This is a genomic window from Rhodanobacter sp. OR87 (assembly GCF_000473345.1).
Classification (GTDB): domain Bacteria; phylum Pseudomonadota; class Gammaproteobacteria; order Xanthomonadales; family Rhodanobacteraceae; genus Rhodanobacter; species Rhodanobacter denitrificans.
Genome location: NZ_AXBJ01000004.1, coordinates 236,206 through 257,958, shown reverse-complemented (window position 1 = coordinate 257,958; position 21,753 = coordinate 236,206). Strand labels below are relative to the sequence as shown.

The following is a 21,753-nucleotide window of genomic DNA, read 5'->3' as shown; positions in this document are numbered from 1 at the left end:
TTCAAGCTCAAGGCCGGGGCACGCGGGCTGGTGGCGGCTGCCCGGCGTGTCGATGCCCCGTTGCCGATTTCGACGTGGATTGGGGCCGATCCGGGCTCCTGGGGGCTTGTGCATATGGCGACGCCGTTCACACAACCATCGTACTCGAGGTTGTACAATCGGACCCAGTCCGCGGTACGTTGCATCTAAACGGCCGCTGCGCTGCAGGTTGCGTGGTGATGACACACCCACGGCACCGATACCCGTCTGGGACGACGTCGACAAATACGGAGCCAACTCCGTGTTGCCAAGAAAGCAGTATGCCTTGAAACAACGTGTCCCTGATCGGCGATTGGAACATGAATATAATCAGATCGGCAGAAATGCCCGAGACAGTTGTCGACATTACGGCGCGTCTCAATCGTTCAACAGTGCGCGGCAATGAACAGCCTTGTTCCTGCGCGACCAGTCTTGAACAGGTTGAATCGGCCTGGCGACTGGTATATGAGCGCTATACGCAAATGGGGCTGATTGACGAAAACCCGTATGGCCTGCATGCCGCTCCCTCTGCCGTGGGACAGCATGCATGCGTGATATGGGGAGCGGAAGGAGCGGAAGTCGGCTATACGATGACGCTGTTTCGTGACAACCCCAAGGGGCTCGCGCTGGACAGCGTATATGCGGGACCTCTGGGTGAACTGCGCCGAAAAGGGCGTCGCCTGCTGGAGGTGGGGATGCTGGCGGATCGTCGCCAGTGCGCATCACGTGGTGTCGCGGCCTTGTTCAGCATGATGCGCTGGGCCGTGCACTATGGGTTGCACATCGGCGTGACTGACATCGTCATCGGTGTGCATCCGCGGCATGCCCAGTTCTACGTGCGTTGTTACGGCTTCGAGCAATTCGCGCCACCGACAAGCTACCCCATGGTGCGGAACAATCCCGTGGTGCCCTTGCGCCTTCGCCTGATTGAGGGGCTGGCGAAAGACGAGTTGCCACGAGGTCTCGCTGATGCGCGTGACAATCCACTGCCCGCCAGCAAGTTCTCGCATCGCTTCGCGTTTGAGCCCGAGCAACTGCGTGGTTCCCTGGTCGCGGGCCTTTTGAAAGCCAGCTACGGTATTGATCCGTGCCGGACGGCCGGCACCGGTCTGGCGGGCCGCGGTCTCGCCTGGTCGGCAGCCTAGGTTGAGGTGTCCTCGCTGATGCGAGGATGTGAGCCAATCGGAAGTAGGGTTCCCTCAGCGAAGGAGCCCTGCGCGCAGAAGTCGGTGGCCCGGCGAGGAACGGGGCGTCCGCGCCTGACTGGCGCCGCCGCGGCGACCATGATCGGCCCGGCTACGCCCCGGCAGGCTCTCGCGTCGCCTGCACCTGACTTCACACAAGCGGGCCGGTCAGCTGTAACGCCGACGCAGACCCAGCAACAGTCCGACAAACAACAGGCCGAGGCTGAGCATGCCCAGCTCGCCGGGCTCCGCCACCGTCACCGGCGGAGGGTCGCCGCAGGGCCCGCTGCCCTCGGCGCCGGTTCCGTCCCCCGACACGATCCAGCCGCTGCAGTTGTTGGCGATGCCCTGGATGTGCGCCACCGATGACCAATTGCTGTCGTTCTCCACAAACGGATTCCCGGTCAGCGGGCTCGTGAACGTCAAAGCATAGGTCGCCGAATCCCCGATCATGAACCGGTTGCCCTGCGACCAGCCGAAGGCAAGGTTGAACATGCCCGGCACCGGGCCCGTATTGAAACCACCGGCCTTGTACGACGCGCCCTGGTCCGCGCAAGTACCGGCGGTGCAGGTGGCGCCAGAGAGGGAGATCGCCTGATTGAGATAAAAGGCCCAGCCGACGGTGGACTGTTGACTGCTCAGGCCCTGTATGAAATCCGGGCCGGTCGTGTGGGAGGACAGTACCAGCGTTCCCGTGTTCGAACCCGTCGAGGACGTGAACTCGGCAATGAGCCAGGGCGCAGGGCCATCCGGTGTGTTTCCAGAAAAAACGGTGTTCAGGGCAATGGTGGTCGAGATGGGGGTCGCGGCAACCTGCAAGGGCAGCACCGTCAGTGCTACCAGGGCAATGCCTGTCAGAGCCGGGATTCTTTTCATGTTGTTTGACTCCCATCGAGACTTGTCATCATCCGTAGCCAGGCAGCCCGGGATTTTTCGAACGCCTGTATTCGTCGCTACCAGCAAGCACACCTCACTAGCAGTTTTTTATAAGCACACTTCGGGCCAAACTCGCAAGTTATTTATTTTATTGCGTTTTTTATCAGTTTCCATCCATAAATACTGTAGTTTTGTAAGGTTTTCCGACAATCCCGCCGCTGGCGACATGAAACGCCCTCCTTTTCCCCTATTACCCGGAAATGGAGGCGGTCGACCAGGGATATGACCCTGTTGCGACGCCGTGCAGTGTCCGGACGGGCCACCTGCGCACCTGCTCATGCATGCGACCAGACTCGGCACTGCGAGTCGCACAACAGCACACCCCCCGTTGCCGGGGGGCTTATCCAAGTCGAACCCAGCAACGCTTCAGGCAAAGCGGCGACGCAAAGCCACGAACGCCCCGATCAGCAGCGCACCAATGCCCAACAGGCCAAGGGAGCCAGGCTCCGGCACGGAGGTCGAACGCCCGTTGTATGTCGTGTCGTCGATACCCCAGGCGTCGGTGGTCAAGTTGGTCAACGTGAGGGAGCTGAACGGCGACGTGTCGGTGAAGCCGAAATACGCGGCTCCCCCGTCCGCGTTGATCGCCGGCGTGAAGAGTTGGCTGGTGCCGTCGTTGAAGGTGACCTGGAGGGCGTTGGTGCCGCTGAAAGTTGTCTGCAGACCGGTCAGGAACGTCCCGAAGGAATACGTCGGCGTGGCAAAGTTGAAGGTGGCCGAGCCTCCGGCAAAGCCGAGCCACTGGCTGCCAGCGGAGGTCGTATTGAAGCCGTAGAGGTTGCCGAACGTGGTGTTGCTGATCCCCGAAAACCCGGACCCAAAATTCGGGCCGGTCAGGGTGATCGACACCCCTGGCGCGGCGGCGATGGGTGAATAGTAGCCGGTGGCCAGGCTCTCATAGGTGATCGTGTGGGTGGGGCCGAACACGGATGCCGCGGCGAGGAAGCTGGTCTGGGCGGCGTCCGAGTTGGTGAATGGGCCGGTCGTGGGCGCACCATCGTCCTGCCCGGCGAAGGTGGTGGTCGAAGCGTGCGCGGCCCCGATCATTCCGGCAGCGAACAGCCCCGCGAGGATTGCCGTACTCCAACGTCTTGTCAGCAGGTTCATGTGTAGTGCCTCCGTCGAAATGAAAGCCCCCCGGCACGTTTTGAGAGCACGACCTATGCCAAAAACGAAATGGCTTGTAGATCAGAGGGCTGATCGTCCGCGAGTGGGTTACGCGCCGAAAAATGTAAGTTTCTCCGACGATTTTCCGGACGCAGCATGGGCGGTGGCTGCTTTCGCCTGCTGCCGGAGAAATACCCGAATCTGGCGTACGCACATGATCCGATCCCGCCCGTTGCGGGGGGAACTTCCTGAAGTGAGGAACAGGTGGGGCAGGCGGACCCAGTCGGTATCGCGCACGTGGGGCACGCCCGGTTTTTGTACCCCAAGAGGACGGACCCGGGGGCTGGCGGAACAGCGGGGGAGACTGGCAGCGCCCAGTTAGATGCGAAGCGCGTCAGCCGATGGCTGGAAACCCGCATGAAATGGTGGCCGGGGACGGAATCGAACCGCCGACACGGGGATTTTCAATCCCCTGCTCTACCAACTGAGCTACCCGGCCGGGAACCTGGCAATCAGGGCAGCGATGAAGCTTGCCGATGATGCGTGGAGCCGCGCATTAGACCGAATGCACGGCTTTTCGTCAAGACTCGAGGTTGGGCGGGGTAAAGCCGGCGGCATGGTCGAAGTCGCCGCCGAACAGGAATTTCTCCATCTGTTCGCCGAGGTACTTGCGAGCCTTCGGGTCGAGCGGGTTGAGCCGGTATTCGTTGATCAGGGTGGTCTGGTGGGCCAGCCATTGCTGCCAGGCGGGTTTGGAAATCTCGGCGTAGATGCGCTGGCCGAGCGGCCCGGGCCAGGGGGCGAAGTCGAGGCCTTCGGCGTCGGTGCCGAGCTTGGCGCAGTGGATGGTACGGCTCATGGTTCGGATCCTGATGGGGCGGTCGCGATGCGGCGTGCAGCTTGCGGGGCGGCTCAAGGCTTGTCGTTGATCTGCAGCAGGAGGCTGCGCACCGGCGCGGGCAGACCGAGTGCGCCCAGTTCGTCGGCGTCGCACCAGCGCAGCTGCGGATTATCGGCGATGCCGCGCTGCGCTGTCGCGTGGTCGAACAGCAGCGGCTCGATGGCGAGCTTGTAATGGCTGAAGACGTGGGTGAACGGGGCGAGCGCCTGCGCGTCGTCGATCCGCGCGTGCTGCTGCGCGAGACGCCAGGCGCCGTCCGGGTCGCTGGCTTCGGGCAGGCTCCACAGGCCGGACCACACGCCTTGCGGACCGCGCCGCTCCAGCAGCACGCGGCCGCGGCGGTCGCGCAGGACCAGCATCACGGTGGCGCGGGTGGGGATGGATTTCGCCGGCTTGCGCCCGGGCAGCTGCGCGGTGAGGCCGTCGCGGCGGGCGACGCAGTCGGCGGCCAGCGGGCAGTCCGCGCAGCGCGGGCGCGCACGCACGCAGACGGTGGCGCCCAGGTCCATGATCGCCTGGGTGTAGTCGGCGACGCGCGCGGCCGGCGTGTGCGCCTCGGCGTGTTGCCACAGCTGCTTTTCCACTGCGCTGTCGCCGGGGTAGCCGTGGATACCGTGGTGGCGCGCCAGCACGCGCTTGGCGTTGCCGTCGAGGATGGCGAAGCGCAGCCCGTGCGCCTGCGCCAGGATCGCACCGGCGGTGGAGCGGCCGATGCCGGGCAGCGCGGCCAGCGCGTCGAAGTCGCGCGGCAGTTCGCCGCCGTGCCGCTCGACGCAGAGCTGCGCGGCGCGATGCAGGAAGCGCGCGCGGCGGTAGTAGCCGAGGCCCGACCACAGCGCCAGCACGGTGTCCTCGTCGGCAGCGGCCAGTGCGCGCAGGGTGGGCAGCGCGTTGACGAAGCGCTCGAAGTAGCCGAGCACGGTGGCAACCTGGGTCTGCTGCAGCATCACCTCGGACAGCCACACGCGGTAGGCGTCGCGCCGGCCGTCATCGAGTGCGCGTTGCCATGGCAGGTCCTTGCGGCCGTGCTGGTCGAACCAGCGCAGCACGCGGGGAGCCAGGGATGCATTCATGGCTGCTTTTTGCCGGCGGGTTTCGCCGGTGCGGCCACCGTTCCGGCCGGCGCGGGCACGGCGTCGCCGGCGCGGATGGCGAGACCCTCGATATGGATGCCGCCGGCGTCGAGCTGCGCGATCTCGGCATGGCCGCTGCCCGGCGGCACGCTCAATTGCGGCCCCTGCGGGTCGCCCAGCTGGCTCCACCAGTGCGCCAGCGCCAGCGGCGGCAGGCGCAGATCGGCGTGGTTGGCGGGGCCGTCGAGTTTCAGCGTGAGCAGCAGTGGGTTGCTCTGGTCGGCGGGGGTCAGCTGCAGCGAGACGTCGTACTGGCCGGCACTGGCCTGGTCGAGCTTGCCGGCAAGGCTGGCGGCGGCGTCGGCGGCGCCGTGCCAGCGTGCCTGGCCGGTGAGCGCGAGCGTCGTGGTGCTGCCCTGCGACAGGTGCAGGGTGATGTTGTTGAGCTGCAGCGCGTTGCCCTCGATGCGCGGCGTGGCGGACAGCCGCAGCCGCAGCGGCGTACCGGCGGCGGTGACGGCGGACAGCGCGAGCGGGAACGGCTGGCCGGAAATCAGGCTACCGGCTTCGAGCGAGACATTGCCGAGCAGCACCTGGTTGCCGCGCACCACGCTGCCGCGGCTGATGCTGACGCCGGTGTCGATGCGCGGGATGTTCGGCGGCGCGCCCTCGGCTTGCGCAGGCAGCACGGCGAGCCAGTCCTGCAGCGCGTCGAGGTCGACCCGCGGCGACTCGATCTGCAGTTGCGAGATCACCGTGGGGCCGCCGAGCACGGTATGCCACGGCAGCACCAACTGGCCGTGCGCGGCCAGCAGGATCGGCGCGCCGGCGCCTGCGGCATTGAGCGTGATGCCGTCCAGGCCCAGTGCCGGTCGCGGGAACAGGGTCGGGCTGGCCGGGCTGGCCAGGTTCAGTTCGAGCCCGGCGCTGCGTGCCTGGGTCTGCAGCATGCGGGTGAAGCGCTCCGGCTGCAGCAGGATGTAGACCGCGATCACCGCGGCGAGCAGCAGTGTCAGCGCGACGCCGCCAAGGGCCAGCAGGGTCAGCCGCAGTCGGCGCGACATGCGCTCAGCTCCGCCATTGCGGTTCAGTCATGGCCCGGCGCCTCGCCGCCGAGGCTGGCCGGCAGCAGGCCGTCGACGAACGCCGCGGCTTCGAACACGCGCAGGTCGGTGGCGCTCTCGCCCAGGCCGACGAAGCGGATCGGCAGGCCGAACTCGCGCGCCAGCGCGAACACCACGCCGCCCTTGGCGGTGCCGTCGAGCTTGGTCACCACCAGCCCGGTGACGCCGACGATCTGGCGGAACTGGCGCACCTGGCTGACCGCGTTCTGGCCGGTGGTGCCGTCGATCACCATCAGCACCTCGTGCGGCGCGTCGGCATCGAGCTTCTTCAGTACGCGGGCGATCTTGCCCAGCTCGTCCATCAGGCCGCCCTGGGTGTGCAGCCGGCCGGCGGTGTCGGCGATCAGCACGTCGGCACCTCGCGAGCGCGCCGCCTGCAGCGCGTCGAAGATCACGCTGGCGGCGTCGGCATCCTGGCCCTGCGAGATCACCGGCACCGCGTTGCGCTCGCCCCAGGTCTTCAGCTGCTCGACCGCGGCGGCGCGGAAGGTGTCGCCGGCGGCCAGCATCACCGCGCGTTTCTCGTCGCTCCAGCGGCGCGCCAGCTTGCCGATGGTGGTGGTCTTGCCGGCGCCGTTGATGCCGACCACCAGTACCACGAACGGTTGCCGGCCGGCCACCTGCAGCGGCTGCTCGACCGGCCTGAGCAGGGCCAGCAACGCCTCGCGCAGCGCAGCCAGCAGCGCCGGGGCGTCGGCAAACTCGCGCTTGTGCATGCGTTTGCGCAGGCTCTCTACCAGCTCGGTGCTGGCCTCGATGCCGACGTCGGCGCTGATCAGGGCGGTTTCCAGTTCGTCGAGCAGGTCGTCGTCGAGTTTCGGGTGACGCACGAACAGCGAGCCGAGGCTGCGCGCGAAGGCGCTGCCGGACAGCCGTTCGCGCCAGCTGCGCCTGGTCGGGGTCGCCGTTTCGGCGACGTCATCGCCGGCCGGCACTGCGAAGCGTTCGGTTTCGAGCTGGGTTTCCGCCGGCGCGGCGATTTCTGCCAGCGCTTCGTGCAGGGGGCCATCGCCGCTCTCCGGTGCGACGGCGTCGGCGGTTGTCACGACGACGGCGTGCTTCGCCTCCTTGTCGGCAGGCCCCGTTTCAGCGGGCTTTTTCTTCCAGAACTTGAGCATTGCGGGCGTGATTCGAAGACAATGGGCGGCATGCTAACACCCCAACCCGTACTGCCCGCTGAGGGTCCGTTCGCCGAGGGTACGGCGGCATGAACGACATGCGCCGGGCCGCGCCGGGGCGCATCCGCATCATCGGCGGCAGCCTGCGCAATTCGCGGCTGGAGGTGCCGAACCTGCCCGGCCTGCGCCCCACCGTCGAGCGGGTGCGCGAAACCCTGTTCAACTGGCTGGCGCCGGTGATCGACGGCGCGCGCTGCCTGGACCTGTGCGCGGGTACCGGCGCGCTCGGCATCGAGGCGCTGTCGCGCGGCGCGGCCGCCGTGCAGTTCGTCGAGCGCGACGCGCGCGCGGCGCAGGCGTTGCGCGCGAATCTGGCGCGGCTCAAGGCCGACGGCGGCCAGGTGGCGGCACTGGAGGCGGAGGCGTTCCTGCGCGGCACGGCACAGCCCTGCGACGTGGTGTTCCTCGATCCGCCGTTCGCGCTGGAGCTGTGGCCGGCGCTGGCGCGGCAGCTGGAGCAGGGTGGCTGGCTCGCCGCGCGGGCCTGGATCTACGTGGAGTCGCCGCGCGGCCCCGCACCGGCGCTGCCGCCGAACTGGCAGTTGCATCGCGAAGGCCAGGCCGGCGAGGTGCGCTTTGCGCTCTATCGGCGCGCGCTTCCGTTAAGCTAGGGTCAATTCCGCTACCGCCTTCCTCCGTCTTGTGAGCAAACCATTGGGCAATCCGCGCCTGGCCGTCTATCCGGGCACCTTCGATCCGATCACCAACGGCCATACCGACCTGGTGACGCGGGCGGCACCGCTGTTCGACAAGGTGGTGGTGGCGGTGGCCGACAGTTCCAGCAAGGGGCCCGGCTTCAGCATCGGCGAGCGGATCACCCTGGCGCGGCTGGCGCTGGCCGACCTGCCGAACGTGGAGGTGCGCGGCTTCGACTGCCTGCTGGCCACCTTCGTGCAGGATATCGGCGCCGGCGTGATCATCCGCGGGCTGCGCGCGGTGTCGGACTTCGAATACGAGTTCCAACTGGCCAGCATGAACCGGCATCTGATTCCGCAGGCCGAGACGCTGTTCCTGACGCCGGCGGAACAATACAGTTTCATCTCCTCCTCGCTGGTGCGCGAGATCGGCCGCCTCGGCGGCGATATCTCCGGTTTCGTGCATCCGGCGGTACAACAGGCCATGCGGCAGCGCTGGCAGAAGGGCCGGACCGGCCACAACAAGCAACCCGAAACGGAAGGTGACCACCATGCGTAAGTTCGTTCTCATCGCTGCCCTCGCGCTGACCGCCAGTCTGGCCTTGAGCGCCTGCGGCAAGCACGAATCCGCCGAGCAGGCCGGCCAGCAGGCCAGCCAGCAGGCGACCAAGCCGACCGATCCGAACGACACCAAGGCGTGGAACGCCTATCTCGGCCAGATCGTGCAGAACAACATGCAGGGCATGAAGGCCGACCGTCCGTACCCGTACCTGGTGCCGGCCGGCGATTCGGAGGAGGCGGTGGCCGGTCGTGGCCGCCAGCTGTCGAACGTGCAGGACACCGTGGCGCGCGGCGTGCTGCCGGGCAACATGCTGGTGTTCGCCGGTCCGGATTCGGCCAAGACCGCCGACCTGGTGGTCGCGGCGTTCAAGGATGCCAAGCCCGGTTCGTTCAAGGACGTGATCATCCTGTTCATCGGCGACCAGGCTGACCAGCAGCGCGTCGATGCCGTGCTGAAGCCGACCGGCGCCACGGTGCGTTTCGTCGCGATGTGAGAAAGCCGGAGCGAGTGGAGAGCAGTGGGCTGGGAGAGGCGGCTTCGCCTCCTCGCCTTTCCCGCTACTGCTCCCTCGCTTCTGTTTCGATCCCATGTCCCTGAAGATCCTCGACACCTGCGTCAATTGCGACGTCTGCGAACCGGCCTGCCCGAACAAGGCGATCTCGCTGGGCGAGGAGTTCTACGTGATCGACCCCGCGTTGTGCACCGAGTGCGTCGGTCATCATGACGAGCCGCAGTGCGTGGTGGTGTGCCCGGTCGAATGCATCGTCAGCGACCCCGACCACGTCGAATCGCGTGAACAGCTTGAACTCAAGTATCGCCAGCTGATGGCGAAGGAGTCCGCGGCATGAGGTTTTCCCTGAACTGGGCAGTGCTCTCGCTGAGCCTTCTGCTGGCCGGCAGCGCGGCGTTCGCCGCCGACGGCGCGCCGTCGGCGGCGCCGACCGCAGCGACCCCTGTCGCGCCACTGCGCCCCGGCCACGCGGCCGTCGCCAGCGCGAATTTCCATGCCACCGAAGCCGGCCTCGAAGTGCTGGCGAAGGGCGGCAATGCGTTCGACGCGGCGGTGGCGGTCGCCTCCACGCTGTCGATCGTGGAGCCGGAGAGTTCCGGCACCGGCGGCGGCTTCATGGCCGTGCTGCACCGGGCGAAGGACGGCCGCAACATCTTCATCGACGCGCGCGAGACCGCGCCGGCGGCGGTGAACCCGAAGGATTACCTCAACCCGGACGGCAGCCCGAACCGCGACACCGCGTTGCGCGGGCCGCTGTCGGCCGGCATTCCCGGGCAGCCGGCCGGACTGGTGCTGCTGTCCACTCGCTACGGACGGCTGCCGCTGGCACAGTCGCTGGCGCCGGCGATCCGCATCGCGCGCGACGGCTTCAAGCCGGACCAGCGCCTGCGCGGCGCGATCGCCGGCACGCAGAAGGACCTCGAGCGCTGGCCGGCCTCGGCCGCCAAGTACCTGCCGGGCGGCAAGCCGCCGGCGGAGGGCGCGACCTGGCGCGACCCGGACCAGGCGCGCACGCTGGAGCTGCTCGCCGCGCACGGCCGCGACGGCTTCTACCGGGGCGAGACCGCGCAGAAACTGGTCAAGGCGGTGCGCGCCGCCGGCGGCAACTGGACGCTGGCCGACCTGGCCAACTACCAGGCGAAGGAGCGCACGCCGATCAGCGTGGACTATCGCGGCTACCAGATCATCACCGCACCGCCGCCGTCGTCCGGTGGCGTGGCGATCGCCGAGATCCTCAACATCCTGTCCGGCTACGACCTGACGAAGATGGATGCCACCACGCGCGTGCACTACATCGTCGAGGCGATGCGCCGCGCGTTCCGCGACCACAACGACTACCTGGGCGACCCGGACTTCGTGCAGATGCCGCTGGACATGCTGCTGTCGCCGTACTACGCCGCCGGCCTGCGCCAGAGCATCCTGCCGGACAAGGCCACGCCGTCGTCGATGCTGCCGCGCGCCGAGGCGCCGGAGCCGGGCATGCACACCACCCATTTCTCGATCATCGACGCCGACGGCAACATGGCTGCGGTGACCTCCACGGTGAACTACACGATGGGTTCGGGCTTCGTCGCCGCCGGCACCGGCGTGCTGCTCAACGACGAGATGGACGACTTCGCGCTGGTGCCGAACAAGCCCAACGTCTACGGCCTGCTCGGCAGCACGGCGAACGCGCCGAAGGGCGGCAAGCGCATGCTGTCGTCGATGTCGCCCAGCATCGTGATCGGTGCCGAGCGCACCGCGGTGATCGGCTCGCCCGGCGGCTCGACCATCATTACCCAGGTGCTGGAAGGTATCCTGCATTTCATCGACGGCGAGAGCGCGCAGCAGATCGCCGCGCACAAGCGCTTCCACCACCAGTACCTGCCGGACGTGGTGATGGTGGAGGACGGCACGTTCGACGCCGCCACCGGCGAGGCGCTGACGAAGATGGGCTACACGCTGAAGCCGCGCGAGTCGTGGGGCTTCATGAACGTGGTGACCTGGGACCGCAAGACCAACAAGCTCGACGCCGCCAGCGACCCGCGCCGACCGTCGGGGCTGGGCAAGGTGCAGTAAGGTCGGGCCATGGAACTGTTCTCGATACTCGGCAACTCGCAGCAGCTGAATGGCGGCGCCATGTGGTTCGGCCCATCCGTGGGCCTCACCCCGCGGGCTGCGCGGGGCCGCCTGCGGCGTCCGGATTCGCTCCCGGCGAATCCGTCGGCAATGCGAGGTATCTGAAGTGGAATTCTGGTCCCTGCTCGGCAACTCGCAGCAACTCGATGGCGGCGCCATGTTCGGCAACGCTCCCCGGGCGCTGTGGTCGCGCTGGATCGTGCCGGACGCAGAGAACCGCATTCCGCTGGCCTGCCGCTGTCTGCTGGTGAAGGGCCTGGACGGCCGCAACGTGTTGTTCGAGACCGGTATCGGCGCGTTCTTCGAGCCGGCGCTGCGCGAACGTTATGGCGTGGTCGAGCCGCAGCATGTGCTGCTGGATTCGCTGGCCGAAGTGGGTCTTTCTCACCAAGACATCGACGTGGTGGTGCTGTCGCACCTGCACTTCGACCATGCCGGCGGCCTGCTGGCGGCATGGGAGGACGGCCAGCCGCCGCGGCTGCTGTTCCCGAACGCGCGTTTCGTGGTGGGCGCGGAGCATTGGCATCGCGCCACCCACCCGCATCCGCGCGACCGCGCCTCGTTCGTGCCCGAGCTGCAGCCGCTGCTGCAGGCCAGCGGCCGGCTGGAGCTGGTCGAGGGTGGATATTCGCGGACGCTGGGCAAGTCGGTGCGCTTCTTCTTTTCGGACGGCCATACGCCGGGCTTGATGCTGGCCGAAGTCGGCGGCGTGGTGTTCTGCGCCGACCTGATCCCGGGCCGCTTCTGGGTGCATCTGCCGATCACCATGGGCTACGACCGCTGGCCGGAGAAGCTGATCGACGAGAAGCGCGTGTTCCTGGAAGACAAGCTGGCGCGCGACGTGCGGTTGTTCTTCACGCACGACCACGATTGCGCGCTGGCACGGGTGAGTCGCGACGAGCGCGGCCGCTTCGGCACGGCCGACGAGCAGCAGGTCGTGCGCGGCATGCCGCCGTACCATCAGGCGGGAGCGGCCTGATGGTACGGCGTAAAGGGGTCTCCCTGCAGGCGCTGGCCTTGAACGTCGTCGGCGCCTTGCTGGTGCTGGCCGGCATCGGCCTGGTGGCGACTACCGCGCGCAGCCTGCTGAACTACCGCGCGGTGGCCAGCCTGCACGGCGGCGAGGTGATCGACCTCGGCACGAACTCGCCGCCGAGCGGCGGCCAGCACGGCGCGATGGCGCGCGTGGTCGGCACGCCGACCGTGGTGGAGGCGCCGCGCGATCCGGATTTCAACCTGCGGGCGGATACCCCGGTGCTGGTGCGCCACGTGGAGATGTTCCAGTGGCGCGAGGTGCGCGTCGGCAGCGGCGTGCACTACGAACTGGACTGGGTCGACCACCTGCTCGATGCCGGCCATTTCGAGGAGCCGCAGGGCCATGCGAACCCGGCCAGCTTCCCGCTCAGCGGCAAGCAGTTCGACGCCGGCCTGGTGCGGCTGGGCGGGTTCGAGCTGGGGCCGGCGCTGCTGCATGCGATACCGGGCACGCAGCGGGTCACGCCCGATCCCGGCGCGCTGCCGGCGAACCTGGCGGCCAGTTTCAGCCGCTACCAGGATTACCTGGTGACCAGCGCGCGGCCGGGCGACCCGCGCCTGGGCGACGTGCGGGTGAGCTGGAACGAGGTGCCGCTGCAGCAGCTGACCGTGGTCGGACGCATCGACGGCGACCGGTTGGTGGCGGCCACCGATGCCGCCGACGGCAAGGGTTACGTCGTGCAGGTCGGCGACGTGCCGGTGCTGGACATCTTTCCGGACTTGCCGGTGCCGCCGGAGTTCGTGCTGAGCTGGCGGGTCCTGGCGGTGTTGCTGGCTTCGCTGGGGGCGTTCGTGCTGCTGGCGACCCAGCGCGACCGGCGCGACCCGCTGCTGGCGCTGGGCCTGGGCGCCCTGGTCGTGGGCATCGTGGCCAGCGTGCTGTGGCTCGGCGACGATACGCGCACCATGTTCGGCTGGCTGGCGCTGGCGCTGTGCGGCCTGCTGCTCACCGGCTGGCGGCTGCGCCGCGCGCGCTGAATGCGCGCGCTCGGACTCCTTACGCCGTGGCCGACTTGCCGCCGGCGGAGGCGAACACCTGATCGGCCCACTGCGTGGCGCCCAGGTAGATCGTGGCCATGCGCTGGATGCGCTGCGGCACGGCGTGTTCGCTGGTCAGCTCGCCGGCCTCCCAGGCGAGGATCTGTTTCAGCAACGGCGCGAACGGGCCGCCGCGGCCGGTCAGCGCGTCGCTGATCTCCGGCACCAGCCGCAGGTGGGTCAGCAGGAACTCCATCGGCGCGCACATCAGCGTGTCGAGCAGGGAGAACAGGCCCACGGTGAAGGCCATCTCCGGATGGCCGTTGGGCATGCCGGTGGCCAGCTTCTCGCACATGTGGGCGCGGATCAGCGCGGCGCGCAGCAGCTCCGGCGGGCGGTCGTCCATGCCGCACATGGACATGGTGTCGATCCAGTTGCGCATGCGCGTGACGCCGAAGAAGATCGCCGCCTGCTGCACCGATTTCAGCTGCCGCGGCAGCGCGAAGTAGGCCGAGTTGACGCAGCTCAGCAGCTTGTAGCTGAGCACCGCGTCGTCGCGCACGATGTTGCCCAGTTCCACCGGGCCGGGGTTGCTTTCCTGCAGCACGCGCATCAGGCGCAGCATGCTCAGCCGGTTGGCGGTGAGCACGGGCACGGCCACCGGCTGCGGGATCAGCAGGTAGCGGCCCTGGATCGCCTCCAGCGGCAGTTGCAGGCAGCGTTCGTAGGTGGGGTGGTCGTTGACGTGGCCGGCCACCACCTGGATGCCGCGCAGGTGCAGTTGCTCGGCGTGCTCCTTCAGCCGCTCGGGGCTCAGATGGCTGGCGTCCAGCCGCACCAGTTGCACCATCTGCAGCAGCGTCTCGAGCGGCAGGCTGCTTTGCAGGTCGGCGCCGGCCACGTCGAGCATGAACTGGCAGCCGCGTTGCGCCATCTGCTGCAGGCGCTTCATCAGCGCCGTGTCGCTGGCCACGTGGGGCTGCAGCACCACGCCGAGGCGGGGCTGGTGCAGCAGCACGTCGGAGTCTTCCGGCAGCAGTTCGGCCGGCATGTTGAGGAAGGCGCGGTTGCCGCGCACCAGCCGGGTCAGTGCGCCGTCGGTGATGGTCGACAGCACGCATTGCAGCAGGGTCTGTTCGTCGCCGGGCTCGCGATGGAAGACGATTTCGTAGGCGAACAGCTGGCGCTCGCGGTCGAGCATGGGTACGCGCAACACCGGCAGCGGCACCGAGGTCGGCACGCCGTCGCGACCCGGCGCGCCGGTGGAGGGGGTGACAGCGGTGGAGGCGTTCGGAGGGCTCATGATCAGTCGTCGTGGTTAACGCTGGGCATGCCGGGGCGGCTGCTTCGCGGTCAGTGGGAAGATCGTCTGCGTGGGCAGCTGGTGGTGCCGCCTCTCATCGCGCTGTCATACCGCCGCCAGTACCTGCGAACGCAGGCTGGCGTGCAGTTCGCCGGAGCGGCCGTACAGTTCGTTTTCGCCGGCATGCCCGGTCAGGACGGCCAGCGCCCGGCGCGTCTGGTTCAGCCGCTGGCTGACCACGCTGCCGTTGCGCTGGTTGAGCAGGTGGCAATACTGCAGGCGCTGCACGATCCGGCTCCAGCCGGCCGCTGCCGCGGCTGCCACGGCCGGCTGTTCGGACGCCAGCTGCTGGCGCTCGGCATCGAGTTGCTCCAGTTGCAGCGTCAGCGCCTGCTTGCGCGTGCCGGCCTGGTCCAGCGCGTCGCTGTCGCTGGCGTCCAGCGCCGAGCGCTCGGCCTCGAGTACCTGCGCGAGCCGGTCGACCGCCTGCTGCATGTCGCCCAGCACCGCGGCCAGCGCGTCGTCCAGTTCGTGCTGCAGGCGTCGGTTCATGCCTTGCCCGTGCCGCCGAGCTGCTGTTCCAGCGCGAGCATGCGATCGGCGATGCGGTTGGCGTCGATCGTGTAGCTGCCGTCGGCCAGCGCCTGGCGCAGGCGTTCCACCCGCGGCGCGTCGATCGCGGAGCTGTCGCCGGTGCGTGCGGCTTCCTGCAGCGCGAGGGCCGAATCGGTCAGCTTGAGCTGGTCGCTGGCCTTGGGCGCGGACGCCGCGGCATCCGCCGGGCCGCTGGCCGTCGCCGCCGGGCCGTTGCCCGAGCTGCCGGTGGTCTGCGTGAATTTCGGCAAGCCGTTGTTGGGAATGGTCGTATTCATGGGTCCGTGCTCGCTGGGGTGTGGCCCTGTAACCGTCAGATCGGCCGCTGTCGCGGAAACTTTAGGGTGGAATGGCGAGCGTAGCGGCGTGGGCACCGGTTTGTCGGGCTCATGGCAGTGCGACCACCACGCCGGGGGCGCTGACCATTGCGTCGACCACCTTGCCCGAGCTCTCGTTGCGCACCCGCAGGCGGGCACCGTTGTCGCCGCTGCCCATCGCCACGCCGGCTGCGCGCACCTCGATGCCGTCGAGCCGGGCCACCATTTCCACGCGATCGCCGGCACGCACCATGCGGCGGCCACCCAGCGCGCCGGGCGAAAGCACGCTGCCGCCGGCCAGCGCGCGGGTCAGCGTACGGCCAGCCACCTGGGCGAGATTGTCGATATAACCGTAGCCGAGCCGGGTGACGTCGCGCTCTTCCGCATGCACGTCCGCCGCGCCCAGGCCGTCGCCACGCAGCAGCGGCCGGCTGGTCACCAGCACCTGGCGGAACAGCTCGAGCCGCACCGGCACCCGCACGGTCCAGCCCCCGGGTTGCGGGCACTGCACCGGCACCGTCATGCGCGATGAGGTTGCCGCGTGGGCGGGGATCACCGCGCGCAGCGGCTCGCGGCAGGCGTCCAGGCGCAGGCGCAGGTCGAGCGGCGCGGCGCTGACCACCACGCGGCCGCCGGGCAGGGCGTAGTGCTCGCGCACGGCCTGCTCGGCCGCGCTGCGAACACTGTCGGGCGATTGCGTCGCGGTGGCCGCGGTGTCGGCACGGGCCCGCTGCGGCCACGCCGCACCGCTGCCCAGCGCGGCGACCAGCACAGCGAGAGCGATGAGCCGGGGTTTCCTCATGCGTCCGCCAGCAGGGCGCCGAGTTGCCCCAGCAGGGCTTCACGTCCGGATTCCATCTGCTGCGACAGCGCGGCGGCCTGTTCGAGCTGGCCATCGCACAGCAGCGAGACGAAGCGGCTGCCCTGTTCGCACAGGCGGCTGCCGCTGTCGCTCAGGCCGGCGCTGGCGGGGTGGCCCTGGTACAGGGTGCCCAGCCGGTCGACGCTGCGGTTGATTGCGTGGGTGTCGAACCAGCGCCGGTCCAGCGCGCCCGGTTCCAGCAGCGCCAGCTCCGCCGCCTGGCGCAGGCTCAGCGATGCTTCGCGCAGGGTCAGGCTGAGGCTGGCCGGGTCGCGGCCGCTTTCGCCTTCCAGCCAGTCCAGCCCCAGCCGGTGGGCCAGCAGGGCGGCGCGGTGCAGCGAGTCGGACTGGCGTCGCGCCTCGTTGCCGCGGCGCTGCAGCGCACCGAGCGCGGCCTGCGCCGCGGTGGCGCGCGCGTGTTGCACGTCGTGGTTCTGCTGCAGCTTGTGGATGCGTCCGCTGGCGGCCTGCAGCACTTCGCTGCCCTCGCGCAGGGTAGTGCCGGACTGGCCGACGCCGGCCTGCGCGCGCTCGAGCTGCTGCAGGCCGTGTTGCACGTCGCCATCCAGCTGCAGCGAGAAGTCGCCGATCGAACCGGTGACGGTCTCGATCTCGGCGGTGGCCAGCGTGGTCTTCTCCGCCAGCTGCTTGACCTCGTCGGCGACCACGGCGAAGCCGCGGCCCGCCTCGCCGGCACGCGCCGCCTCGATCGCCGCGTTCAGCGCCACCAGGTTGGTCTGGTGCGCGATCTCCTGCACCACGCCGATCAGCTTGCGGATCTGCGCAACCTGCTCGGCCAGCTTGCTCTGGTTGCGGTTCATCGCCGACAGCGCGCTGCGCAGCAGCCGCAACTGGCCGTCGAGTTCGCTGACGCTGCGTTCGCCGGCCTGCCCGGCCTGGCCGGCCTGGTCGAGGTCGGCGCCGATCTGCTGCAGCGCCGTCGAGATACCGGCGCTGCCATCCGTCAAACGATCGACACTGCCGCGGCCTTCGCCGGCGGCCTTCTCCAGCGCCGCCTGCTCGCGCGACAGTTGCTGCACTGCGCCGAGCACCAGGCTCTGCTGTTCCACCGTCTGCAGCGCCACCGAGGCGGGCGGGCGGCCGACGACGCGGGCCAGCAGCGGCGCCAGCGCCTGCGCCGCGCGCGGGTAGCGGCGCCGCAGCGCGGCGACCTTCGCGTCGTCGCCGGCGGCGGCGGCCTCGACCAGGGCAGTGAGGTGCTGGTTCCAGATCAGGCTCATGGGGCGGAGATCACCTTGGTTATGGCGCGGGAGTGCAATCGCTGCATCGACAACAACCTTCGAAACTTGAGGAAGCAAGTCGCATGCCAGCCCAAGGCAGGGCGGCCCCTTCGCCGGCGCCGCTCAAGCTCGGCGGGCCGCGGCCGATAGCCACCGCGTACGGCCGCCACGGCGGCAACCCACCCGAGGAGACCGCATGGGCGGCACGTTGCTGGAAAAAGTGGAGCAGCACACCCGACTGGCCGGGCACAACCGCGTGGCGATGCTGCTGTTCCGGCTGGGCGACGAGCAGCTGTTCGGCATCAACGTGTTCAAGGTGCGCGAGGTGTTGCGCCGCCCGCCGCTGGAGCGCATGCCGGGCGTGCACGCCTTGCTGGCCGGCAGCTGCGACTACCGCGGGCAGACCATTCCGGTGATCGACCTGGCCGCCGCGCTGGGCTACGCGCCGCTGCGCGAGGTGGCATCGGCGCACCTGATGGTGACCGAGTTCAGCCGCTCGGTGCAGGGCTTCCTGGTGGCGGACCTGCAGCGCATGGTGCAGTGCGCGGGCGAAACGCTGGTGGCGCCGCCGAGCAACCTGGGCTTCGGCGCGCGGGTCAACGCGGTAACCCGCATCGACGGCGCGCTGATGGCGGTGGTCGACGTGGAGCATGTGCTGGCCAGCATCGACGCCGCGCCGGCCGAGCTGTCCGTGCAGATGCAGCGCGCCGCCGACACCCGCGCGCTGTCGCCGCGGCGGGTGATGGTGGTGGACGATTCGCTGATCGCCCGCCGCCGGCTGGTCGGCCTGTTCAAGCAGATGAACATCGAGTGCGTGGTGGCGACGGATGGCCGCGAGGCGCTCGAGCGCCTGCAGGAACTCGCCGTGGGCGACCCCGCCAACGGGGTCAGGCTGGTGGTGTCGGACATCGAGATGCCACGGCTGGACGGCTACGCGCTGACCCGCGCGATCCGCGAGGCGCCGGGCCTGCGCCAGCTCAAGGTGGTGCTGCACAGTTCGCTCAGCGGCATCTTCAACGAGGCGATGGTGAAAGAGGTCAAGGCCGACGGTTTCGTCGCCAAGTTCCAGCCGGACCTGCTGGCGCAGGCGGTGCTGGAGCTGTTGCCGGAGCCGGCGGAACCGCCGGCGGGCTGACGTCCGCCGCGGCCCGGCAGGGGCAGCGTCAACAATCCGTCTTTTCGCCGATGCCGCTTTCGTGGCGTTGCCGGTGTTGCCGCGCCAGCCCAGCTGCAGCAACGCTTCTCCCCGTGGTGGCATGCAAATTGCCTCCAGCTCCGTGCGGCAACTGCACGCGGAGCGAAGCGATGTCCCTGACCACTGACAACCTGTTCGGCATACATACCCAGGCACTGGACCTGTGGCAGCGCCGTACCGAAGTGCTCGCCAACAACCTGGCCAATGCCGATACGCCGGGCTATCTCGCCCGCGATGTCGACTTCCGCAAGGTGCTGGCGGACGCCAGCGGCGGCGCCGGCAGTTTGCCGCTGCAGACCACGGCCGCCGGCCAGATCGGCACGGCCGGGCCGGCGGCGGACGGCGCGCTCGCCTACCGCGTGCCGACCCAGCCGAGCATGGACGGCAATACCGTCGATGCGCAGGCCGAACAGGCCGCCTTTGCCGCCAACGGCGTGCACTACCAGGCCAGCCTGTCCTTCATCACCGCACAGATCCGCATGCTGCGCACCGCCATCACCGGAGGCCAGGTCTGATGTCGCTCTTCTCGATCTTCAACGTCGCCGGTTCCGGCATGGCGGCACAGTCGCTGCGCCTGAACACGGTAGCCAGCAACCTCGCCAACGCCGACAGCGTGGCGACCACGCCGGAAGCGGCCTATCGCGCACGCGAACCGCTGTTCGCCGCGGTGAAGAGCCGGCTGGACGGCAGCGATGCGCCGGGCGAAGGCGTGCAGGTGCTCGGCGTCACCGAGAGCCAGGCGGCGATCCCCAGCCGCTACGAACCCGGCAACCCGCTGGCCGACGCCGACGGCTACGTCTACAGCAGCAACGTCAACCCGGTGGACGAGCTGGTCAACATGATCTCCGCCTCGCGCTCGTACCAGAACAACGTCGAGGTGATGAATTCCACCCGCCAGCTGATGCAGAAGACGCTGGACCTGGGCAAGTGAGGCGGCGAACCATGAGGCAGACGGCATGAGCGGCATGAATGTTTCCAACGTGGGTGCCAGCGCCGGCCAAGCGGCCAGCGTGGGCAAGGACAAGACCTTGAGCCAGGCCGATTTCCTCAGCCTGCTGACGCAGCAGATGCGCAACCAGGATCCGACCAAGCCGATGGATTCGTCGCAGATGGTCAGCCAGCTGGCGCAGATCAGCCAGGTCTCGGCGACGCAGGCGCTGCAGAGCTCGTTCGACGGCCTGAGTGCCGCGCTGCAGGGCAACCAGATCCTGCAGGCCAGCGGCATGGTGGGGCGCAGCGTGGTGGTGCCGTCCGCGGCCGGCACGCTGCGCGACGGCGGCCTGGACGGCGCGGTGAACGTGCCCGACGGCGGCGGCCAGGTGCTGGTGAAGATCAGCGACACGCACGGCAACGTGCTGCGCACGATCAGCCTTGGCACGCCGCCGGCTGGGCTGGCGCGTTTCCACTGGGACGGCACCGGCGACGGCGGCCAGGCGCTGCCGGCTGGCACCTACGGCCTGGCGGCGCAGGCCGGCGATACCGCCGTGGCCACCTACGTCAGCGGCAAGGTCACCGGCGTGGGCATGACCGGCAGCGACGGTACCTACCTGGATGTGGACGGTTTTGGCGGTGCCCTGCTGAGCCAGGTCGCGCAGATCAACTGACGGCCCCGCGGGGCTTCAACACAGAGGAATTATCCGATGGCTTTCAACATTGCCTTGAGCGGTCTCAACGCAGCCTCGAAGGATCTGGAGGTTACCGCCAACAACATCGCCAACACCGCCACCACCGGCTTCAAGGGCTCGCGTACGCAGTTCGCCGAGCTGTTCAACGCCGCCGGCCCCAACCTCAGCTCCAGCCAGACCGGCAGCGGCGTGCGGCTGACCAACGTGGCGCAGCAATTCACCGCCGGCAGCGTCGAGACCACCAACAACAGCCTGGATTTCGCCATCAGCGGCGACGGCTTCTTCACCGTGCGCGACGGCAAGGGCTTTTCCTACACCCGCGCCGGCGCGTTCCAGAAGGACCAGAACGGCTACGTGATGAATGCCAACGGCCAGCGCCTGCAGGTGTTCCCGCCGGTCGCCAACGGCGGTTTCGACAACAGCACGCTGACCGACCTGCAGTTGCTCACCGCGCAGAACGCGGCCAAGGCCACCGGTACCGTGCAGATGTCACTGAACCTGCCGTCGGACGCCACGCCGCCGGCCACCGCCTTCGACCCGCTCAACGACCCGTCCAGCTACAACCAGGCCACGCCGTTCACGGCCTACGATTCGCTCGGCGCCACCCACAACGGCGTGGTCTATTTCGTCAAGGGTGCCGCTGCCAACGTGTGGAACGCGAGCCTGTATATCGACGGCACGTCGACCGGCGCGTCGCAGCAGCTGACCTTCAACAGCAGCGGCGCACTGGTCGCGCCAGCCAACGGCAAGCTGAGTTTCCCGGCGGTGTCGGTCAGCCCAGGCGCCGACCCGATGCAGCTCAGCCTGGACATGAGCAAGGCCACCCAGTTCGGCAACGCCTACGCGGCCAGCGCGATCAATCCGGACGGCTATCCGACCGGCATCCTGTCCAGCATCGACGTGTCGCGCGAGGGCGTGGTGCAGGCCAAGTATTCCAACGGGCAGACCACCGCGCTCGGCCAGCTCGCGCTGGCGCAGTTCTCCAACGAACAGGGCCTGCGCCAGCTGGACAACACCAACTGGGCCGCTTCCTACGATTCCGGTACGCCGGTGATGGGCGCGGCCGGCAACGGCACCTTCGGCAGCGTGCAGGCCGGTGCGCTGGAGGCCTCCAACACCGCCGACCTCACCGCGCAGCTGGTCAACATGATCAAGGCGCAGCGCAACTACCAGGCCAACGCGCAGGTGATCTCCACCGACAACCAGCTGACCCAGACCATCATCAACATCCGCAACTGACCTCACGCGAATGCGTG

General features: G+C 68.6%; 24 protein-coding genes and 1 tRNA gene. 13 read left to right on the top strand and 12 right to left on the bottom strand.

Features of this window, described 5'->3' with window-relative positions:
* Positions 1-314 precede the first annotated feature (314 nt).
* The gene (locus RHOOR87_RS0105880; protein ID WP_231381730.1) at positions 315-1,163 is read left to right on the top strand and encodes a hypothetical protein; all 849 of its coding nucleotides are present in this window, start codon (positions 315-317) and stop codon (positions 1,161-1,163) included.
* Positions 1,164-1,370: 207 nt separating this feature from the next.
* Here the strand turns inward: RHOOR87_RS0105880 and RHOOR87_RS0105875 are convergent, their stop codons facing one another.
* The 7 genes from RHOOR87_RS0105875 to ftsY all read right to left on the bottom strand — a co-directional run bounded on the left by RHOOR87_RS0105875 (position 1,371) and on the right by ftsY (position 7,461).
* Complete coding sequence (locus RHOOR87_RS0105875) at positions 1,371-2,078, bottom strand: hypothetical protein (protein WP_015448549.1); 708 nt, start codon at positions 2,076-2,078, stop codon at positions 1,371-1,373.
* Between the two features lie 426 nt (positions 2,079-2,504).
* A complete protein-coding gene (locus RHOOR87_RS0105870; protein WP_027484489.1) occupies positions 2,505-3,245 on the bottom strand; it encodes a PEP-CTERM sorting domain-containing protein in 741 nt (246 codons plus the stop codon).
* Between the two features lie 423 nt (positions 3,246-3,668).
* A tRNA-Phe gene (locus RHOOR87_RS0105865) sits at positions 3,669-3,744 on the bottom strand.
* 81 nt (positions 3,745-3,825) lie between these two features.
* On the bottom strand, positions 3,826-4,104 hold the full coding sequence (locus RHOOR87_RS0105860; protein WP_015448534.1) for an oxidative damage protection protein: 279 nt from the start codon (positions 4,102-4,104) through the stop codon (positions 3,826-3,828).
* 53 nt (positions 4,105-4,157) lie between these two features.
* Positions 4,158-5,219 (bottom strand): A/G-specific adenine glycosylase, encoded by a 1,062-nt coding sequence (gene mutY / locus RHOOR87_RS0105855; RefSeq protein WP_027484488.1) that lies wholly within the window; start codon positions 5,217-5,219, stop codon positions 4,158-4,160.
* A complete protein-coding gene (locus RHOOR87_RS0105850) occupies positions 5,216-6,283 on the bottom strand; it encodes a membrane assembly protein AsmA (protein WP_015448532.1) in 1,068 nt (355 codons plus the stop codon). Before RHOOR87_RS0105850 ends, mutY begins: the two co-directional genes overlap by 4 nt.
* Positions 6,284-6,306: 23 nt before the next feature.
* Complete coding sequence (gene ftsY / locus RHOOR87_RS19000; RefSeq protein WP_081699990.1) at positions 6,307-7,461, bottom strand: signal recognition particle-docking protein FtsY; 1,155 nt, start codon at positions 7,459-7,461, stop codon at positions 6,307-6,309.
* Between the two features lie 89 nt (positions 7,462-7,550).
* On the opposite strand from ftsY, the gene rsmD reads away from it, so the two are divergent.
* From rsmD to RHOOR87_RS0105810, 7 genes are all read left to right on the top strand, one after another.
* Positions 7,551-8,132 (top strand): 16S rRNA (guanine(966)-N(2))-methyltransferase RsmD, encoded by a 582-nt coding sequence (gene rsmD, locus RHOOR87_RS0105840; RefSeq protein WP_027484487.1) that lies wholly within the window; start codon positions 7,551-7,553, stop codon positions 8,130-8,132.
* Between the two features lie 43 nt (positions 8,133-8,175).
* Positions 8,176-8,715 carry a pantetheine-phosphate adenylyltransferase gene (coaD, locus tag RHOOR87_RS0105835; RefSeq protein ID WP_015448529.1) on the top strand — a complete coding sequence of 180 codons (540 nt, stop codon included), beginning with the start codon at positions 8,176-8,178 and terminating at the stop codon, positions 8,713-8,715.
* The gene (locus tag RHOOR87_RS0105830) at positions 8,708-9,211 is read left to right on the top strand and encodes a hypothetical protein (RefSeq protein ID WP_007511410.1); all 504 of its coding nucleotides are present in this window, start codon (positions 8,708-8,710) and stop codon (positions 9,209-9,211) included. The genes coaD and RHOOR87_RS0105830 overlap by 8 nt, the downstream gene beginning before the upstream one ends.
* A gap of 94 nt (positions 9,212-9,305) precedes the next feature.
* The gene (locus tag RHOOR87_RS0105825) at positions 9,306-9,566 is read left to right on the top strand and encodes a YfhL family 4Fe-4S dicluster ferredoxin (RefSeq protein WP_007511409.1); all 261 of its coding nucleotides are present in this window, start codon (positions 9,306-9,308) and stop codon (positions 9,564-9,566) included.
* Positions 9,563-11,287: a gamma-glutamyltransferase gene (gene ggt / locus RHOOR87_RS0105820; protein ID WP_027484486.1), complete on the top strand. Its 1,725-nt coding sequence runs from the start codon at positions 9,563-9,565 to the stop codon at positions 11,285-11,287. The genes RHOOR87_RS0105825 and ggt overlap by 4 nt, the downstream gene beginning before the upstream one ends.
* Positions 11,288-11,453: 166 nt before the next feature.
* Positions 11,454-12,326: an MBL fold metallo-hydrolase gene (locus tag RHOOR87_RS0105815; protein ID WP_027484485.1), complete on the top strand. Its 873-nt coding sequence runs from the start codon at positions 11,454-11,456 to the stop codon at positions 12,324-12,326.
* Positions 12,326-13,360 (top strand): TMEM43 family protein, encoded by a 1,035-nt coding sequence (locus RHOOR87_RS0105810; RefSeq protein WP_007511406.1) that lies wholly within the window; start codon positions 12,326-12,328, stop codon positions 13,358-13,360. The genes RHOOR87_RS0105815 and RHOOR87_RS0105810 overlap by 1 nt, the downstream gene beginning before the upstream one ends.
* A 19-nt stretch (positions 13,361-13,379) precedes the next feature.
* On the opposite strand, the gene RHOOR87_RS0105805 is transcribed toward RHOOR87_RS0105810, so the two are convergent.
* The 5 genes from RHOOR87_RS0105805 to RHOOR87_RS0105785 all read right to left on the bottom strand — a co-directional run bounded on the left by RHOOR87_RS0105805 (position 13,380) and on the right by RHOOR87_RS0105785 (position 17,677).
* Positions 13,380-14,663, bottom strand: coding sequence for an HDOD domain-containing protein (locus RHOOR87_RS0105805; RefSeq protein WP_027484484.1), 1,284 nt, complete (start codon positions 14,661-14,663; stop codon positions 13,380-13,382).
* A 105-nt stretch (positions 14,664-14,768) separates the two neighbouring features.
* Positions 14,769-15,215 (bottom strand): flagellar protein FlgN, encoded by a 447-nt coding sequence (locus RHOOR87_RS0105800; protein WP_027484483.1) that lies wholly within the window; start codon positions 15,213-15,215, stop codon positions 14,769-14,771.
* Positions 15,212-15,535, bottom strand: coding sequence for a flagellar biosynthesis anti-sigma factor FlgM (gene flgM, locus RHOOR87_RS0105795; protein WP_027484482.1), 324 nt, complete (start codon positions 15,533-15,535; stop codon positions 15,212-15,214). The genes RHOOR87_RS0105800 and flgM overlap by 4 nt, the downstream gene beginning before the upstream one ends.
* A gap of 109 nt (positions 15,536-15,644) precedes the next feature.
* Entirely contained in the window at positions 15,645-16,376 is a 732-nt protein-coding gene (gene flgA, locus RHOOR87_RS0105790; RefSeq protein ID WP_027484481.1) for a flagellar basal body P-ring formation chaperone FlgA, read from the bottom strand.
* Positions 16,373-17,677 carry a methyl-accepting chemotaxis protein gene (locus tag RHOOR87_RS0105785; protein ID WP_027484480.1) on the bottom strand — a complete coding sequence of 435 codons (1,305 nt, stop codon included), beginning with the start codon at positions 17,675-17,677 and terminating at the stop codon, positions 16,373-16,375. Before RHOOR87_RS0105785 ends, flgA begins: the two co-directional genes overlap by 4 nt.
* 196 nt (positions 17,678-17,873) lie before the next feature.
* On the opposite strand from RHOOR87_RS0105785, the gene RHOOR87_RS0105780 reads away from it, so the two are divergent.
* The 5 genes from RHOOR87_RS0105780 (at position 17,874) to flgE (ending at position 21,736) form a co-directional block, all read left to right on the top strand.
* Positions 17,874-18,812, top strand: coding sequence for a chemotaxis protein (locus tag RHOOR87_RS0105780; protein WP_015448520.1), 939 nt, complete (start codon positions 17,874-17,876; stop codon positions 18,810-18,812).
* 170 nt (positions 18,813-18,982) lie between these two features.
* Positions 18,983-19,387 carry a flagellar basal body rod protein FlgB gene (gene flgB / locus RHOOR87_RS0105775; protein ID WP_015448519.1) on the top strand — a complete coding sequence of 135 codons (405 nt, stop codon included), beginning with the start codon at positions 18,983-18,985 and terminating at the stop codon, positions 19,385-19,387.
* Positions 19,387-19,803: a flagellar basal body rod protein FlgC gene (gene flgC / locus RHOOR87_RS0105770; RefSeq protein ID WP_015448518.1), complete on the top strand. Its 417-nt coding sequence runs from the start codon at positions 19,387-19,389 to the stop codon at positions 19,801-19,803. The genes flgB and flgC overlap by 1 nt, the downstream gene beginning before the upstream one ends.
* Positions 19,804-19,837: 34 nt before the next feature.
* A complete protein-coding gene (locus RHOOR87_RS0105765) occupies positions 19,838-20,476 on the top strand; it encodes a flagellar hook capping FlgD N-terminal domain-containing protein (RefSeq protein WP_231381729.1) in 639 nt (212 codons plus the stop codon).
* A 36-nt stretch (positions 20,477-20,512) separates the two neighbouring features.
* Positions 20,513-21,736 (top strand): flagellar hook protein FlgE, encoded by a 1,224-nt coding sequence (gene flgE / locus RHOOR87_RS0105760; protein ID WP_015448516.1) that lies wholly within the window; start codon positions 20,513-20,515, stop codon positions 21,734-21,736.
* Positions 21,737-21,753 lie beyond the last annotated feature (17 nt).